The sequence below is a fragment of the Rhizobium sp. NPDC092011 genome (assembly GCF_044756305.1).
Taxonomy (GTDB): domain Bacteria; phylum Pseudomonadota; class Alphaproteobacteria; order Rhizobiales; family Rhizobiaceae; genus Rhizobium.
The window spans coordinates 66228-81033 of record NZ_JBIVSO010000008.1 but is presented as its reverse complement, the minus strand read 5'-3'; the positions used below and the strand labels follow the sequence as shown (position 1 = coordinate 81033).

The following is a 14806-nucleotide window of genomic DNA, read 5'->3' as shown; positions in this document are numbered from 1 at the left end:
GGTGCGCTTGCCTGCCCCTTCTCTCATGACGCGTCGGTGCAAGTTCCGGAATATCGTGCGGTTTTGCGGCACCTCCTCCCGCCATCGGTCGGGAGGAGGTTATTGTCAGTTCAATTGGTGCGCGCCGGCATCAGCGCCTGAGCGGTATCCTGCGCCGTCTTCATTGCGTCTGCCGGGTCGCCGCCACCGAACACTGCCTGTTCGGCGCCGTCCATCATCGCCTTGGCGATCTGACGATAGTTTGGACCGGGGAACGACTCCCAGGGCTCCAGCACGTCCAGCTGCTTCAGATTGGGCTGGACAAGAGGATGTTCCTTCACCCAATTGCCGAGATATTGCGGATCGTTGACGATATCGGTGCGCAACGGCAGATAGCCGATTTCCGACGTAATGACCGTATAGGCATGCTTGGATGTCATGAACTTCATGAGTTCCCAGGCGGCCCGTTGCTTGAGCGGATCGGCACTCATGATGACAAGCGCGCTACCGGAATTGTTGGGGCGTACCGGCTTCTCTGCGAAGCGCGGCATCGTCGTGGCGCGCAGATCGAAATTGCCGGTAGCGCCCTTCACCAGATAGGCCTGGATGGCAGAGGTCTGCAGATACATGCCGACCGTTCCGGCCGCCATTCCGTCCATTGCGGCATTGATATCCAGGTTGGAATAGACGCCGGCTGCGTAGAGATCGTGCAGCATCGATACGGCTTCGACAGCGGCCGGTTCGGCGAAGGTCAGCTTTTTGCGATCCGCTGAAAGAACATCGCCGTTGTTGGAACGGATCAACCCCTGAAACAGCCAGTCGCCCGCGGATGGTCCGAAAATGCCGGTGGCAAGGCCATCCTGTCCCGTCTTGTCGACGATTGCCTTGGCCGCAACCTTCACCTCGGCCCAGGTCTGGGGCGGCTGGTCGGGATCGAGGCCGGCCTTGCGGAAGAGGTCGGCATTGTAAAACAGCACCGGCGTCGAGAAGGTATAGGCAAGTCCGTAGGTCTTGCCGTTATAGACGCCCAGTTTCAAGCCCTTCGGCGACATGCCTTCGAAATGCGACGACAGCTCTCCGGCAGGTACCGTATCCTCAAGGGCAACTGCTCCGAGATTGTTGACGAAGAAGTCGAGGTCGGAAAATACCATCTGGGCGATATCCGGCCCGTGCCCGGCGGCAACGTCCGCCTGGATGCGCGTGCTGATGTCGGAAGACGGTACGCCAATGCCGTTGACCTTGATGTTCGGATTGGCGGCTTCGAATTCTGCGATCAGGCGCTTGGTGGCGGCTGCGCCGTTCCCTGTGGAGGCGAGGTTGTAGTTGTAATAGTTGATGGTGACGGGTGTATCGACCCTGGCCGGGATCTGGCCTGCGAACGCCGCCGATGCGAGCGTCGCCAAGGCAAAGCCGGCGCCGATAAACGATCTGCGTTTCATTCTGGAGACCTCCCCGGTCATTCGGCGGCCGCGAGCGCTGCCTGTTCTTCGTACCGTTTGATGAGTTCGCCCATGTCGGCGAAGGTGAAACTATGCAGTTCACGTCGTTCGGAGGGCTGCGGCACGAAGGAAACCGTCAGGCCGGAAGGGCGCACGGTGCCGATTGCGAACGAGGCGCCCGACAGCATGCGTACACCCTCATGCAGATAAAGCACGTCGGTTGCCGCGTGTTGGCCGACGCCGACAATCACCGGAATTCCGTGCCAGTTGCTGACGCGATCGAAGTGGATATGGCCTGAAAGAATGCCGATGACATTGCGGCCCTCAAGCAGGACGCGCAGCTTTTCCGTGCCGGCGATTGCCAATGCTTCCCATTCAAGGTCCGGATTGGCGTCAAGCGCCGGGGCGTGATGCATGACCAGCAGCTTCGGCAGGTCGGGATGGTTGGCAAGTTCGGCCTCGAGCCATGCAAATTGTGAGGCTTCGAAGCTCCCGCCGATCTTGAACGGATGGCTGGAGTCCATGACGACGATATGGATGCCGTCGATGACTGCAGCGTGGTCGTAGGGCGCGCTGAAGTCTTCAATGCGGTCGGTCATCGACTTGTAGAAACCGTCCCGCTTGTCATGGTTTCCGAGCGCGTAGAGGACGGGAATGCCGAGATCGGCTTCACGCATGATGCGCTTCAGTTCCTCATAGGAGCCGACATCGCCGCGATTGGTCAGGTCTCCGCTCGCAATGATGAAACTCGGGGTCGGCTCCACCTTTTTGACATCGGCAAGGATGGCGACCAACGTCTTCGATGTGTCGGAGTAAAGATGGTCGTCGGTTACGGTCGGGTCGGAGATATGCAGGTCGGTGAGGTGAATGAAGGTCGTGTGGGCCGTCATGACGTCGGTTCCTGTGCGTGGTGCGCTTTCCGGCAGATGCCTTGCAAAGGCGCTTGCTTGTGTGACGACACATCGATACACAGGCGACATGACAGGTGAATGAAGGTTCATTCAGAATGGAACTAGATCCAGCTCGACGCGAGCGTATCCTCGATGCCGCCGCGAAACTGATCGTCGCAAACGGTCTGCAATGCTCCATGGCGGCGATCGCCGAAGCCGCCGGCGTGGCAACCGGCTCCATCTACAATTACTTCAAATCGAAGGACGATCTCATTCGCGGGGTCTATGCGCAGTTGACCTCGACTGTGGCCGCGCATCTTGTCCGATCATCCACCGAGCAGGCCGCCCCCCGCGAGCAGATCATCCGCTATATTTACGACTACATCGACTTCATCTGGCAGGATCGCCAGCGGGCCCTCCTGTTCGAATATCTCTCCAACGTACCGCTGATTTCGGGCGAGGAAATGAGTGCGATTTTCGGTGAGGTAACACGGTATTCCGTTGGTCTGATGGCTGCGGGCAAAGCCGCCGGCCTGCTGCAGGACCTCCCGCCTTCGACGATGTCCGGCTATATCGGCGGCGGCATCCGCAACACGTTGAAGTGGCGCCGTTTCAATCCTGCGCCGCTGTCGGATGATGAGCGCGACGCGATCGCGCTCATGTCGTGGAACGCGATCGCCGTCTTTCCGGCAAGCGCGATAACGGCTACGAGTCAGGATTGAAAGAAGACCCAGCTGCCTGCATCTCAGGTTGCCCGATAAAGCAGCTGGGTCGGCCGATCGCCGGCCGTTATTTCACCGCGGCGTTGCCGCCATCCGCGAAGAGGGCGGATCCGGTAACGAAGCTGGCCATGGGACTGGCGAGGAAAAGGGCCGCAGAGGCAATTTCCTCGGGTCGAGCGATCCGCTTCATTGCATGCAGTCCGGCGGCCCAGTCTTTCTGGCTTTGATCACCCGCCATGTCAGTGTCCACACCACCGGGCAGAAGCGCGTTGGCGCGAATGCCCTGCGCGGAGTAGTCGGCGGTAATTCCCTTCACCAGCCCCATCAATCCGGCTTTCGAGGCGCCATAGGCGGCCATGCCGGGAATGCCGACGCTCGTGCCGACGAAAGTGGAGGTGAAGACGATCGAACCGCCGCCGCGGGAGAGCATCGCCGGAATCTGGCTGCGCGCGCCGAGATAGGCAGAGGTCAGGTTGGTGGTCAGTGTATGCTGCCAATCCTCCGGCGAAAGCTCGGCAAGCGGCTTCATTGCGCCGACCGTGCCGGCATTGTTGACGGCGATGTCGAGGCCGCCGAATTCGCTCACGGCAGCGGCGACGGCCCGTTCATGGGTATCGGGCACGCCCACATCGCCGACGACGATGATCGCCCTGCCGCCCTTCGTGCGGATTGCCTCCGCTACCTCCTCAAGCTGAGCCGGGCGCCGCGCAGTCAAAACCATTGCCGCGCCTTGCTCGGCAAACATCAACGCGACCGCGCGGCCGATGCCCAAAGATGCGCCGGTCACGATCGCGACCTTGTGTTCCAGTAGAGCCATATGTCGGAATCCTTTTGTTGTCGTTCCGGGTCGCACCCTATTCAGCTCGGTTTCGGTAGCCACCCGCTTCTTGCGGCAAGAGAAAAAACCGTGTCGATTTCGTTTAGCGACAGCCAATCCGCGCAGAGATGCCGACACTCGGCCAGCCACCTCCGCCGAACCGCGATATGTCCGGCGCTGCCGTTGGCGATCAGAGATATGCGGATTGTCGGCCCTGTTCCGGGCTTCGCCGAGCCGGGACTTCAGCTTCAAAACACCGACGCCAAGGCGGGGCAAAACCCTGCAAAAAGCCAGCAATGGCAGGGATTTCAGGCGAAAGGCGGCTCGTGGCACGATCTCGTCTTGCAAAGACCGCAAGTCACGGTTATGTCGCAATGACAGACCGAAGCCCTGCGCGCCTCCAATCCCAACTGATCCCTCGTCAATTTCAATGCGTCAGTGAGCACATACCCGGACAAGATGGTTAAACAGACAAAACCCTTCATTCTCGAAATCAAGAGCTCCCGTCGAACCAAAGCGCAACCGATCGAACAGAAGAGATCGATCTGGGGCGCATTCGCTTCCGAGCTTAAGCAGGATCTAGCGGAAGGGGAGGTGTCGTCAGTTGACAAAGCCCCGAGCGAACACTGTCCTGAGCCGATGGATGTGGGCCTGGCTGCGGCTATCGAGCACGAAGAAATGCAGGATCTGCCGCCCGCATCCGGCTTCATCGAGAAATGGGCTGCAAAAAGAGCGGAAAAGCCGAAGGCTGGTGCAGCCGATATCGTTGCGGCATTCCTTTCGCGGATCGAGAGACAAAGGGAATTGCTCGCGGAATTCGAGGCGGACCCTGCCGGCTTCACGAACTGGCGTTCGGCCTGGTTTCGCAAGGTCGCTGGCGGCTTCGGCGTCAGCATCGGCCACGATCGGATCGATGCGGGCAATGGACTGCGTTATATCGTTGTCGACAGCCTTCGCGATGTCCACGAGTTTCTCGATGATCTCGGCCAGCATGTTCAAACGGACCACAAGTTCCAGCGCGCCTTGAAAGAGAACCGCAAGCTCCGTTCCGACCGCCGGACTGGCGCCTCCGCATTATAATTGACGATTGTCGGTTGGGTACAAGAACGGGTTGATTTCGTATCCTTGGCGGCCCGGCCGTTCTCGTCCAGTCAATGTTGCAGCGGACCGTCATCTTCACTTTGACTTATCGCTCTCGTTCTAACCGAGACAGGCGCCTATTGAGGCCAGTTCTCCAGAGTTCGGACAAACTCAGTCAACCAGGAATTTGTCTGGTGCCCATCGAGCGAACGGTGGTCGATCGTTAGGGACACATAGGCCATCGGTCGGATCTGGATCGCGTCGACCCCATCGAGCTCCCGGACGACAACGCGTTTTTCCAGCTTGCCGACCCCAAGAATGGCAGACTGCGGCTGGTTGATGATGATGGGGGACGCCAGCAGCGACCCCGAGATCCCATGATTGGAAATCGTGAAGGTTCCGCCCTTCATCTCCTCGCCCTTAAGGGTATTGGATCGCGCCCGGTTTGTCAGATCCTGCAGCCGGTCTGCAATTTTCTCGAGCGATAAAGTCTGCGCTTGCCGGATGACCGGGGCCACCAAGCCTTTCTCGCCCAGCGCGATTCCAACGCCGATATTGACGTCCTCGAAGATCTCGAGGCTTTCATCATGCCACTGGCTGTTTACCTCGGGCACCACTTTCATGGCCGCCACGGACGCCGCCAGGAAATAGGCAGTGTATGAGAGGTTTATGCCCTGGGCTTTCAACCGCTCCTTATGGATCTCGCGATGACGCATGATCGCCGTGAAATCTGCCTCGAAGACCGCTGTGACTTGTGGGGCGGTTGCCAGGGATTGAGCCATGTGTTTTGCGATCGAAAGACGCATGGTGGAATGCGGCAGGATCCGGGAGCGACCCTCCATCGACACCGACGAGACTGGAGATTCCAGCGGCACCTTGCCATGTTCTACGGAACCGGGGTGAGATAGCGGCGGGGAGGCTGTGGACGTATCGCTTTCGCGCGCATGCTCCATGTCGGCGCGTGTCACGCGCCCATCCTTGCCGCTGCCCGTGAGCGTGGCCGGATCGATCCCATATTCCCTCGCGGCCTTGCGCACCGCAGGTGAATAATGTGTCTTGGCGCGTGTTGCCGCATCGCTGTGCACCTGCGTCGGAGCAATCATCGCTTCGACCGCAACACCGTTGGCGGGGACGATCATGCGCCCAAGCGTCGCTCCGGGTGTCGCGTCGTCACCATCCGTCATGGCGATTTCGCTCAGGATACCGTCGCAAGGCGCCGCTATCTCCTGCGTCACCTTATCGGTTTCAAGTTCGACAAGCGCATCCCCTTCTTTGACATGATCGCCGATCTGCTTCAGCCAATTGCGGACAACCGCCTTCGTGCCTTCCTGCTCGATGGGAGCAGTGATTTCGATCGAGTTGGCCATACTCAAAACTCCAGCAGTTCGGCAATGCGTTTGGTGATCCGTTCCGTCGACGGCACGGCCCAATCGAGGAGAACGGGATTATGCGGGCTTGGAATATCCGGCATGGTGAGGCGAGAGACCGGGGCGTCGAGATCCATGAAGGCCTTGTCGGCAACGACGGCGGAAATTTCCGCGCCAAATCCACCGGTTTCGAGGTCTTCGTGGACGATGAGGCATCGATGGGTCTTGGCGACCGAGACGAGCACTGCCTCCTGGTCCCAGGGCATCAATGTTCTTAGATCGATGATATCGGCCGAGATACCTTCGGCAGCCTCCTCGCATCGCTGCACCATGGCGCCCCAGGTCACGATGGTAATGTCATTGCCGGTGCGGGTGAGATTTGCCTTGCCGAAGGGCAGCGCGAAATCGTCGCCTGGATAGGGGCGGCGCGCCCATGCATGATCGAGCATCGCCCGGTGTTCGAAGAAGATGACGGGGTCATTGCCGCGGATCGAGGTGCGCAGCAGGCCGACCGCGTCGGTAGCATTCGACGGAACGGCCACTTTCCATCCGGGCTGGTGGACGAAAGCGACTTCGTTGGTCTGGCTATGCCAGGGATCGCCGCATTTGAAGAAGCCGCCCGGCATGCGGACCACGATGGGCGCTGCGAAGCGGTTGTTGGTGCGCCAGCGAATGGTGCCGCAGTCGTTCAGCTGCTCTGTTGCGGGTTCGGCATATTTTCTGAACTGGATTTCGGGAACCGGGACCAGTCCGGCTAATGCCATGCCGACTGCCCGGCCGATAATTCCCTCTTCGGAAAGAGACGTGTCGAAAACCCGCTCGTCACCGAATTTCTCCTGCATCCCGAGGGTGACGGCATGGACACCGCCTTTCGGGCCAACGTCCTCGCCGAAGATCACCACCCGTTCGTTGATCGACATCTCGTGTTCGAGGGTCTTGCGAATGGCGGTGACCATGTTGATGCGCGCGCCGGATGTCTCGGCTTCCGTCGTCGTCGCCCGTTGCGCATAGCCCATGGGATACTGGCCGCCCATGGTCTGCATGTCGCCATCGAAGAAGACATGGCGGGTTACCGACGAGGGGTCGGCGACCGACCTCTCCTCGGCTGCAATGCGGGCGCTTTCGGCCATCCGGCGCGCGTCGCTTTCGCAGGCATCCCACTCCTGTACCGTCATCACGGCGGGCACGAGGAAGTCTCTGAGGCGGGGTAGGGGATCGCGCTCCCACTCGCGCCTGACCGTCTCTTCGCTCTTGTAAGTTTGCGTATCCTGAAAGCTATGTCCCTCAAGGCGCGGAACCGTCAGCCTTAGCAAAGCGGGCTTGCGCTCTTCCCGGACGAAGGAGACCGCATCCTGGATGAGATTGGCCGCCTCGGCGGGATTGCATCCGTCGCCATCAAATACTGCTAGATTTTTCCAGCTCGCGAGGTTGGCGGCGATATTGCCGCCGGGCGTTTGCACTGTCGACGGGACTGAAATGCCAAAGCCATTATCCTCGATATAGAACAGCATCGGCAATGCTTGCGTTGTCGCGGCGGTGAGGGCTGCCCAGAAGCCGTTCGAGGCAACCGAACCATCGCCGCCAAGAACGACGCCGATATCCCGTGCGTAGTCCTGACGACCCAATGTGGTCGCGTAATATTTCATTGCCTGTGCCCAGCCGGCGGTCGGCGTGTATTGAGCACCGACGCCGCCGCACATGGGCAGCGCCGAAGCGCCTGAAAGATTCGGATAATTGAAGACGACGCCGATATCGCGCCCGTCGGAATAGCCGCCGGCACGGCCCATGGCGGAGCCGAGGGCATCGACCGGATCAACCCCGAGAGACAGCAGAAGCGGCCGCGAGCGATAATAGCCGCAAGTCGCATCGTGCAAGCCTGTGAGCTGCGTCCCGAGCAGGATCTGCGCCATGTCGTGGCCACGCGCGGAAAACTGATAGAGAACCTTCTTCTCGGGAACGAGCCGCTTCTCTTCCATCTCGTCGAGGGCCCTCGAGAGTTGGACAAGATAGGCGACCTTGCGCCAGTCGATGCGATCGTCGGGCGCGTTCCGCTCATGCTTTCTGACGGCGAGATGGGCCATGTGATCCTCCTCCATATGGCCCACAGATTCTAATTCAAAACACCCGCTGTATTCCTTTCAATTTCCTGGATTGCGCGGTAGTGTTTGAAATGTCTATTTCATGAATGGCGATTTTTTGAATGGAAAATTTCGATCTGGATCATGTCGACAGGGCGATTCTGCGTGTTTTGCAGGACGAGGGCGATATCAGCCAGTCGGCGCTCGCAGAAAAGGTCGGAGCGTCGCCTGCCTCCTGCTGGCGCAGAATAAAGGCGCTGGAAAATGCGGGCGTACTCGGTCGAACAGTTCGCCTTGTCGATGCAGACAAGATCGGCAAGGGACTAAACGTGTTCTGCCAGGTCAAGATGAAGACGCACGATCCCGCGACCCGTCGCGATTTCGAGCAGTTCATCGCGAGTTATCGCGAAGTTCTCGAATGCTACTCGATGTCCGGCGAGTGGGATTATCTCATCCGAGCCGTCGTCGCCGATGTCAGGGAGTATGAAGGGCTTTTGATGCGGGGAATCCTGACACACGAAGCCGTCCTCAGCTCTTCGTCGCACTTCTCGCTGAAATGTGTGAAATACACGACGGCGTTGCCGACGAATGCATCCCGATAGAGAGCATATCTTTCCTTTGATGCGGGCTTGCCTTGAACATTCCCGGCGTCCCACGTTAATAGACCTCCAGTTTGCCGAGGCGGAGCGGAGCGCGATTGTCGACTGATAGTGTGAAACCTGGAGATGATCTGAGCGACGCGGTTGCGGCGCTGCTCGTCGATCTGCCCATCAAGGCGGCAAGTTTCATCGTGACGATCTATGGCGACGTCGTCGAGCCGCGGGGAGGGGTGATCTGGATCGGCAACCTCATCGAAACCTGCAAGAGCGTCGGCATTACGGAAACGCTGGTGCGGACCGCGGTCTCGCGACTGGTGACGGCAGGCCAGCTTGTCGGGGAGCGGGAAGGCCGCCGCAGTTTCTACCGGTTGACGGACACGGCCCAAAGCGAGTTTGTCGAGGCCGCCAGCCTGTTTTACGGGCCGGAACCTGCAGTTCGATGGCAATTCGTCCTCATCAATGGCCCTGCTCCCGAGGAGATAATGCAGGGTCTGGAGCGGGATGGTTTTGCCAGGTTGAATCCACGCCTGGCGGTGGGAACGCATCCGGCGCCGCCGTTGCCGGGGCGCGTCGTTGTCTTCGATGCCCAGCTTGCGACCGACAACGGCGCTTTGAGGGAATTTGCGGAGGAGGCCTGGAACCTGCCGCGCTTCGCCGAGGCCTATGAAGAATTCGTCGGTCGCTTCGGGTCGTTTTCGTTTGATGTCGGCGATTGTGCGACGCTTTCGCCGTTCGATTGCCTGATCGCGCGGCTGCTTCTCGTTCATCAATATCGCCTGATCGTGCTGCGCGAGCCGCATCTTCCCCAATCGGCGTTGCCGGATAATTGGCCGGGCGAAGAGGCGCGACGCCTCTTTGCCGATCTCTATTTGCGCCTCTCCAAGAAGGCCGATGGCTATGTCGGCCGCCGCTTCGTCAATGATGCTGGCAAGCTCCAGGAGGCAACTGCGGCCAGCCGAGCCAGGCTCGATCGCCTCGTATCCCGCTGAAAGCCCAGTATACTCAACTACATAGCGACTTCGTTACGCTGGGATAGTCTTTCGCGACCATGAATGTCACAAAAATTTCCGAAAATTGATTTGAACTGTGACATATCGCGTGCTAATACAGTGACCGATCGGTCGGCTAATTCCATCGCTGACGATGTGAGGTTTCGTGGAGGAGAACGAGAAACAGGCCTATACTGACGGTGCCGTGAAGCGACGGCCCTGCTGACACGCTTCAAGACAACTGCAGGCCTGCGATCATTCTCGAGCGCGCAAGACGCGGAAAGACGGAGGAAAGATCAATGTATGCACAGATGGTGAAAACCGACGGCACCCGCATCCGTTCCCTCGACGAGATGGATCCTCAGGAGCGCGCCTTCCAGGAACGCGTCGATGCCGGCCAGAAGATCGAGCCAAAGGAATGGATGCCGGAAGGCTATCGCAAGACCTTGATCCGTCAGATCAGCCAGCACGCCCATTCCGAAATCGTCGGCCAGCTCCCCGAAGGCAACTGGATTACGCGCGCACCGACGCTGGAACGCAAGGCGATCCTGCTTGCCAAGGTTCAGGACGAGGCGGGCCACGGCCTCTATCTCTACTGCGCCGCCGAAACGCTCGGCATCAGCCGCGACGAGATGTATGAGCAGCTCCATTCCGGCAAGGCCAAATATTCCTCGATCTTCAACTATCCGACGCTGACCTGGGCCGATATCGGTGCGATCGGCTGGCTGGTGGATGGCGCTGCCATCATGAACCAGGTTCCGCTGCAGCGCTGTTCCTATGGTCCCTATTCGCGGGCCATGATCCGGATCTGCAAGGAAGAGAGCTTCCATCAACGCCAGGGCTTCGATGTCCTGATGAAGATGGCGAGGCAGGGCACGCCGGCTCAGAAGGCCATGGTGCAGGATGCGCTGAACCGCTGGTGGTGGCCGTCGCTGATGATGTTCGGCCCTTCGGACGATGCCTCGGTGCATTCGGCCCAGTCGATGGCCTGGAAGATCAAGCAGAATTCCAATGACGAGCTGCGTCAGAAATTCGTCGACCAGACCGTGCCGCAGGCCGAATATCTCGGCCTGACCGTCCCCGATCCCGCTCTGAAGTGGAACGATGCGAAAGGCGGCTATGATTTCGGCGAGCCGGATTGGGAAGAGTTCTTCAACGTGATCGCCGGCAACGGCCCATGCAATGCGGAGCGACTGAATGCCCGCAAGCAAGCATGGGATGATGGTGCGTGGTTCCGCGACGGCTTGACGGCGCATGCCGAGAAAGCGGCCGAACGCCGTGCCGTCGCCAGGGTCGCCGCCGAATAAGGCGGGTCGAATTTTTCAGGGAGTGAAAAACATGTCCAGCGAATGGCCGCTTTGGGAAGTCTTCATCCGTGGTCAGCATGGCCTCAACCATCGCCATGTCGGCAGCCTGCATGCGCCAGATGCCGAAATGGCAATCAACAATGCGCGCGATGTCTATACCCGCCGCAACGAAGGCGTCAGCATCTGGGTGGTGCGCTCGTCCGAGATCACCGCCAGTGCGCCTTCGGAGAAAGGGCCACTGTTCGATCCCTCCAATTCCAAGGTCTATCGTCATCCGACCTTCTTCGACATTCCCGATGAAGTGGGGCATATGTGATGGCAACCGCAGCACTGGATCCGGCGGTCGACCAGGCCGCTCTTGTCGAATTCCTCCTGCGCATCGGCGATAACACGCTGATCCTCGGCCATCGCGTTTCCGAATGGTGTGGCCGCGGGCCGGCGCTGGAAGAGGATATTGCGCTCGCCAACACCGCGCTCGACCTGATCGGCCAGACCCAGCTCTGGCTCGGGCTTGCGGGCGAGGTGGAGGGCAACGGCCGCTCGGCCGATGATCTCGCCTATCTGCGCGACGGTTACGAGTTCCGCAATATCCTGCTGGTCGAACGCCCCAATGGCGATTTCGGCAACACACTTATGCGGCAATTTCTCTTCGATGCCTGGCACTATTTGCTGCTGAGGGCGTTGAAAGGCTCAACCGACCGGCGCATTGCCGAGATCGCCGAGAAGGCTTTCAAGGAAGTTTCCTATCACCTCGATCGCAGCCGCGACCTGATCATCCGCCTTGGCGACGGCACGGCCGAAAGCCATCGCCGCATGCAGGAAGCCTTGGACGAACTTTGGCCGTTTACCGGCGAAATGTTCGTCGGCGATGCCGCCGATGCAGCGCTGGCGCAGGCCGGCGTTATCCCGGAGCCGCAAAGCCTCAAAGCCGGTTGGGACGAGATCGTCTCTGACACGCTGACGGAAGCGACGCTGAAACGTCCGGCGGATGGCTATATGCATAAGGGTGGCCGCCGTGGCGTTCATACAGAGCATCTGGGCTTCATCCTCACTGAGTTGCAATTCCTGCAGCGCGCCTATCCGGGCGCAACCTGGTAGGAGGCTGGCATGGCGACCGCACTCCACCCTCCGGTCGAAGAGATCTGGCATTGGCTATCGGAAGTGCCGGACCCGGAGATCCCGGTAATTTCGCTGACCGATCTCGGCATCATCCGCGATGTCGGCTGGCAGGAGGATACGCTTGTCGTCACGGTGACGCCGACCTATTCGGGCTGTCCCGCAACGACGGTGATCAATCTTGATATCGAACGGGCGCTCGCAGAAAAAGGCGTCGACCGGGTGCGGCTGGAGCGACGGCTGTCGCCAGCCTGGACGACGGATTGGATCAGTGCCGAGGGCCGCGAGAAGCTGCGCGCCTACGGCATCGCTCCACCGATCGACGGTACTGCTGCCGACGGCATCTTGATGAAGCGTATCGACCGGCTCGCCGGCCGCTCGAACCTCACCATCGCCTGTCCGCGTTGCGGCTCGGCAAATACGGAGAAGATCAGTCAGTTCGGCTCGACGCCCTGCAAGGCGAGCTATCGCTGTACCGACTGTCTGGAGCCGTTCGACTACTTCAAGTGCATTTGACCCCAACAGGACGAGGCCCGCATCCATGGCACGTTTCCATCCCCTGACCGTCACCGATGTACGCCGCGAGACGCGCGATGCGGTTGTCGTCACGCTTGCGCCATCCGAGGAGGATCGGGCTGTCTTCGACTTCACGCAGGGGCAGTATCTGACCTTCCGCCGCAAATTCGATGACGAGGAGCTGCGTCGTTCCTATTCGATCTGTGCCGGCAAGGACGAGGGCATCTTGCAGGTCGGCATCAAGCGTGTCGATGGTGGCTGTTTCTCGACCTGGATCAATGAAAATCTGAAGGCCGGCGATACGCTGGAAGCCATGCCGCCGATGGGCGCCTTCTTCAGCGCGATCGAGCCCGACGTGGCAAAGCATTATCTCGGCTTTGCCGGTGGCAGCGGCATCACGCCGGTTCTCTCGATCATCAAGACGGTGTTGGCGCGCGAGCCCCGCTCGGTTTTCACCCTCGTCTATGCCAATAGGCAGATCAGCTCGATCATGTTCCGCGAGGAGCTGGAGGATCTGAAGAACCTCTATCTCGGTCGCCTTTCTGTCCTGCACGTGCTCGAAAGCGAGGCGCAGGAGATCGATCTTTTCACCGGCCGGATCGACGCTGAGAAATGCAAGGCGCTCTTCAAGCACTGGATCGATCTGACGTCGGTCGCGACCGCCTTCATCTGCGGCCCCGAGCCGATGATGCTCGCAATCGCTGCGGCGCTGCGCGAGCACGGCATGCGGGACGACCAGATCAAGTTCGAGCTGTTCGCCTCCTCGCAGCCCGGCCGTGCCCGCCGCAAAGTGGAGAGCGCCGCCGCAGCCGATCATGGAACGAGCTGCGAGGCAACCGTGACACTCGACGGCGCGACGCGCGTCTTCAAGTTTCCAAAACATGGCCAATGCCTGCTCGATGCCGCGCTCGAAAACGCGATGGACGTGCCCTATGCCTGCAAGGCCGGCGTTTGTTCCACCTGCCGGGCCAAGGTTCTCGAAGGCGAGGTCGAGATGGAGGTCAACCATGCGCTCGAAGACTACGAGGTGCGCCAGGGCTACGTGCTGACCTGTCAGTGCTATCCGCTCACCGACCGCATCGTCGTCAGCTACGACCAATAGCGCCAAACCGCATCGAAGGGAGGAACGAAATGTCCGAGACGATGCCGATCGAGCAATATCTGCAGGAGGGCGGCGTGCTGTCCTCGCCCGACAATGTGACCCCGCGCTATCGCGGCGAGTTGTTGCGACTGATGGCAAGCTTCGTCGATAGCGAACTGGCCGGTTCCGCCGGCTTTGCCGATATCATCAACGACGCGCCCGGCATTCAGGAGCGGATTTCCGCGGCACGCATCGTTCTGGAAAAGACCGACCACGCCGGACAGGTCCTGAAAGTCATGGAGACTTTCGGCGTCGATGGCGGCCGCTATGCCGTCCATCATCCCTGGGCGGCGCGGCTATCCCGTGACGCCGACATCGGCGCTGTCAGGCAAGGCGGCGATATGCGGCTTTCCGTTTTCCATTACCCGCTTGAGGGCTGGATGGATGCGGTCATCATGAACGTTCTGATGGGAGCGGCCAGCATCGTACAGCTGAAAGAGTTGGGGCGTGTATCCTACCAGCCGTTGGCCGAGGTCTTTCGTATCATTCTGCCGCGCGAAAGACGGCACGCGGAACTTGGCGCTGCAGGTCTTGCCCGCATCGTTGCCGATGACGAGGGACGGGTGAAGGCACGCGCTTCGGTCGCCTATTGGTATCCGCGCGTTGCGGAGAGTTTTGGCCATGCCGGTTCCACCCGCTTCGAAACGTTGTCGCGCTTCGGTCTGCGCCATCAACCCAATGAATCCCTACTTGCCGAGTGGCAAGCCGATGTCGATGCGCAACTCTCTGCGCTCGGATTGATTTAAGCGATCCCTGGAAAACCGCC

The 14806-nt window shown here is 60.0% G+C and carries 16 protein-coding genes; 11 read left to right on the top strand and 5 right to left on the bottom strand.

Features of this window, described 5'->3' with window-relative positions; genetic code table 11:
- Positions 1 to 110: 110 nt before the first annotated feature.
- Both ACIQJ2_RS26195 and ACIQJ2_RS26190 read right to left on the bottom strand, forming a co-directional pair.
- A complete protein-coding gene (locus ACIQJ2_RS26195) occupies positions 111 to 1418 on the bottom strand; it encodes an ABC transporter substrate-binding protein (RefSeq protein WP_400670427.1) in 1308 nt (435 codons plus the stop codon).
- A gap of 17 nt (positions 1419 to 1435) precedes the next feature.
- On the bottom strand, positions 1436 to 2308 hold the full coding sequence (locus tag ACIQJ2_RS26190; RefSeq protein WP_400670424.1) for a metallophosphoesterase: 873 nt from the start codon (positions 2306 to 2308) through the stop codon (positions 1436 to 1438).
- 116 nt (positions 2309 to 2424) lie between these two features.
- Here ACIQJ2_RS26190 and ACIQJ2_RS26185 point away from each other — a divergent pair, with 116 nt between their 5' ends.
- Positions 2425 to 3030, top strand: coding sequence for a TetR/AcrR family transcriptional regulator (locus tag ACIQJ2_RS26185; protein ID WP_400670422.1), 606 nt, complete (start codon positions 2425 to 2427; stop codon positions 3028 to 3030).
- Positions 3031 to 3097: 67 nt separating this feature from the next.
- On the opposite strand, the gene ACIQJ2_RS26180 is transcribed toward ACIQJ2_RS26185, so the two are convergent.
- Positions 3098 to 3847, bottom strand: a complete 750-nt coding sequence (locus ACIQJ2_RS26180; protein WP_199149384.1) for an SDR family oxidoreductase — start codon at positions 3845 to 3847, stop codon at positions 3098 to 3100.
- Here ACIQJ2_RS26180 and ACIQJ2_RS26175 point away from each other — a divergent pair, their 5' ends adjacent.
- Complete coding sequence (locus tag ACIQJ2_RS26175) at positions 3848 to 4225, top strand: hypothetical protein (protein ID WP_199149383.1); 378 nt, start codon at positions 3848 to 3850, stop codon at positions 4223 to 4225. It abuts the gene before it with no gap.
- Positions 4226 to 4441: 216 nt separating this feature from the next.
- Positions 4442 to 4927 (top strand): hypothetical protein, encoded by a 486-nt coding sequence (locus ACIQJ2_RS26170; RefSeq protein WP_400670420.1) that lies wholly within the window; start codon positions 4442 to 4444, stop codon positions 4925 to 4927.
- Between the two features lie 137 nt (positions 4928 to 5064).
- Here the strand turns inward: ACIQJ2_RS26170 and ACIQJ2_RS26165 are convergent, their stop codons facing one another.
- The gene (locus ACIQJ2_RS26165; protein WP_400670417.1) at positions 5065 to 6294 is read right to left on the bottom strand and encodes a dihydrolipoamide acetyltransferase family protein; all 1230 of its coding nucleotides are present in this window, start codon (positions 6292 to 6294) and stop codon (positions 5065 to 5067) included.
- 2 nt (positions 6295 to 6296) lie between these two features.
- Complete coding sequence (locus tag ACIQJ2_RS26160; RefSeq protein WP_400670415.1) at positions 6297 to 8375, bottom strand: transketolase C-terminal domain-containing protein; 2079 nt, start codon at positions 8373 to 8375, stop codon at positions 6297 to 6299.
- 119 nt (positions 8376 to 8494) lie between these two features.
- Between ACIQJ2_RS26160 and ACIQJ2_RS26155 the strand changes: the two genes are divergently transcribed.
- The 8 genes from ACIQJ2_RS26155 (at position 8495) to ACIQJ2_RS26120 (ending at position 14786) form a co-directional block, all read left to right on the top strand.
- Positions 8495 to 8974: an Lrp/AsnC family transcriptional regulator gene (locus ACIQJ2_RS26155; protein ID WP_199149379.1), complete on the top strand. Its 480-nt coding sequence runs from the start codon at positions 8495 to 8497 to the stop codon at positions 8972 to 8974.
- A gap of 95 nt (positions 8975 to 9069) precedes the next feature.
- Complete coding sequence (gene paaX / locus ACIQJ2_RS26150) at positions 9070 to 9960, top strand: phenylacetic acid degradation operon negative regulatory protein PaaX (RefSeq protein ID WP_400670413.1); 891 nt, start codon at positions 9070 to 9072, stop codon at positions 9958 to 9960.
- A 299-nt stretch (positions 9961 to 10259) separates the two neighbouring features.
- Positions 10260 to 11267 (top strand): 1,2-phenylacetyl-CoA epoxidase subunit PaaA, encoded by a 1008-nt coding sequence (gene paaA / locus ACIQJ2_RS26145; protein WP_400670411.1) that lies wholly within the window; start codon positions 10260 to 10262, stop codon positions 11265 to 11267.
- 31 nt (positions 11268 to 11298) lie between these two features.
- Positions 11299 to 11583, top strand: coding sequence for a 1,2-phenylacetyl-CoA epoxidase subunit PaaB (paaB, locus tag ACIQJ2_RS26140; protein WP_069061017.1), 285 nt, complete (start codon positions 11299 to 11301; stop codon positions 11581 to 11583).
- Complete coding sequence (paaC, locus tag ACIQJ2_RS26135) at positions 11583 to 12365, top strand: 1,2-phenylacetyl-CoA epoxidase subunit PaaC (protein WP_400670406.1); 783 nt, start codon at positions 11583 to 11585, stop codon at positions 12363 to 12365. Before paaB ends, paaC begins: the two co-directional genes overlap by 1 nt.
- A gap of 9 nt (positions 12366 to 12374) precedes the next feature.
- On the top strand, positions 12375 to 12899 hold the full coding sequence (gene paaD / locus ACIQJ2_RS26130) for a 1,2-phenylacetyl-CoA epoxidase subunit PaaD (RefSeq protein ID WP_199149375.1): 525 nt from the start codon (positions 12375 to 12377) through the stop codon (positions 12897 to 12899).
- A 25-nt stretch (positions 12900 to 12924) separates the two neighbouring features.
- Positions 12925 to 14001 carry a 1,2-phenylacetyl-CoA epoxidase subunit PaaE gene (paaE, locus tag ACIQJ2_RS26125; protein ID WP_400670402.1) on the top strand — a complete coding sequence of 359 codons (1077 nt, stop codon included), beginning with the start codon at positions 12925 to 12927 and terminating at the stop codon, positions 13999 to 14001.
- A gap of 29 nt (positions 14002 to 14030) precedes the next feature.
- Positions 14031 to 14786 carry a Phenylacetic acid catabolic protein gene (locus ACIQJ2_RS26120; protein WP_400670400.1) on the top strand — a complete coding sequence of 252 codons (756 nt, stop codon included), beginning with the start codon at positions 14031 to 14033 and terminating at the stop codon, positions 14784 to 14786.
- The last annotated feature ends 20 nt before the right edge of the window (positions 14787 to 14806 follow it).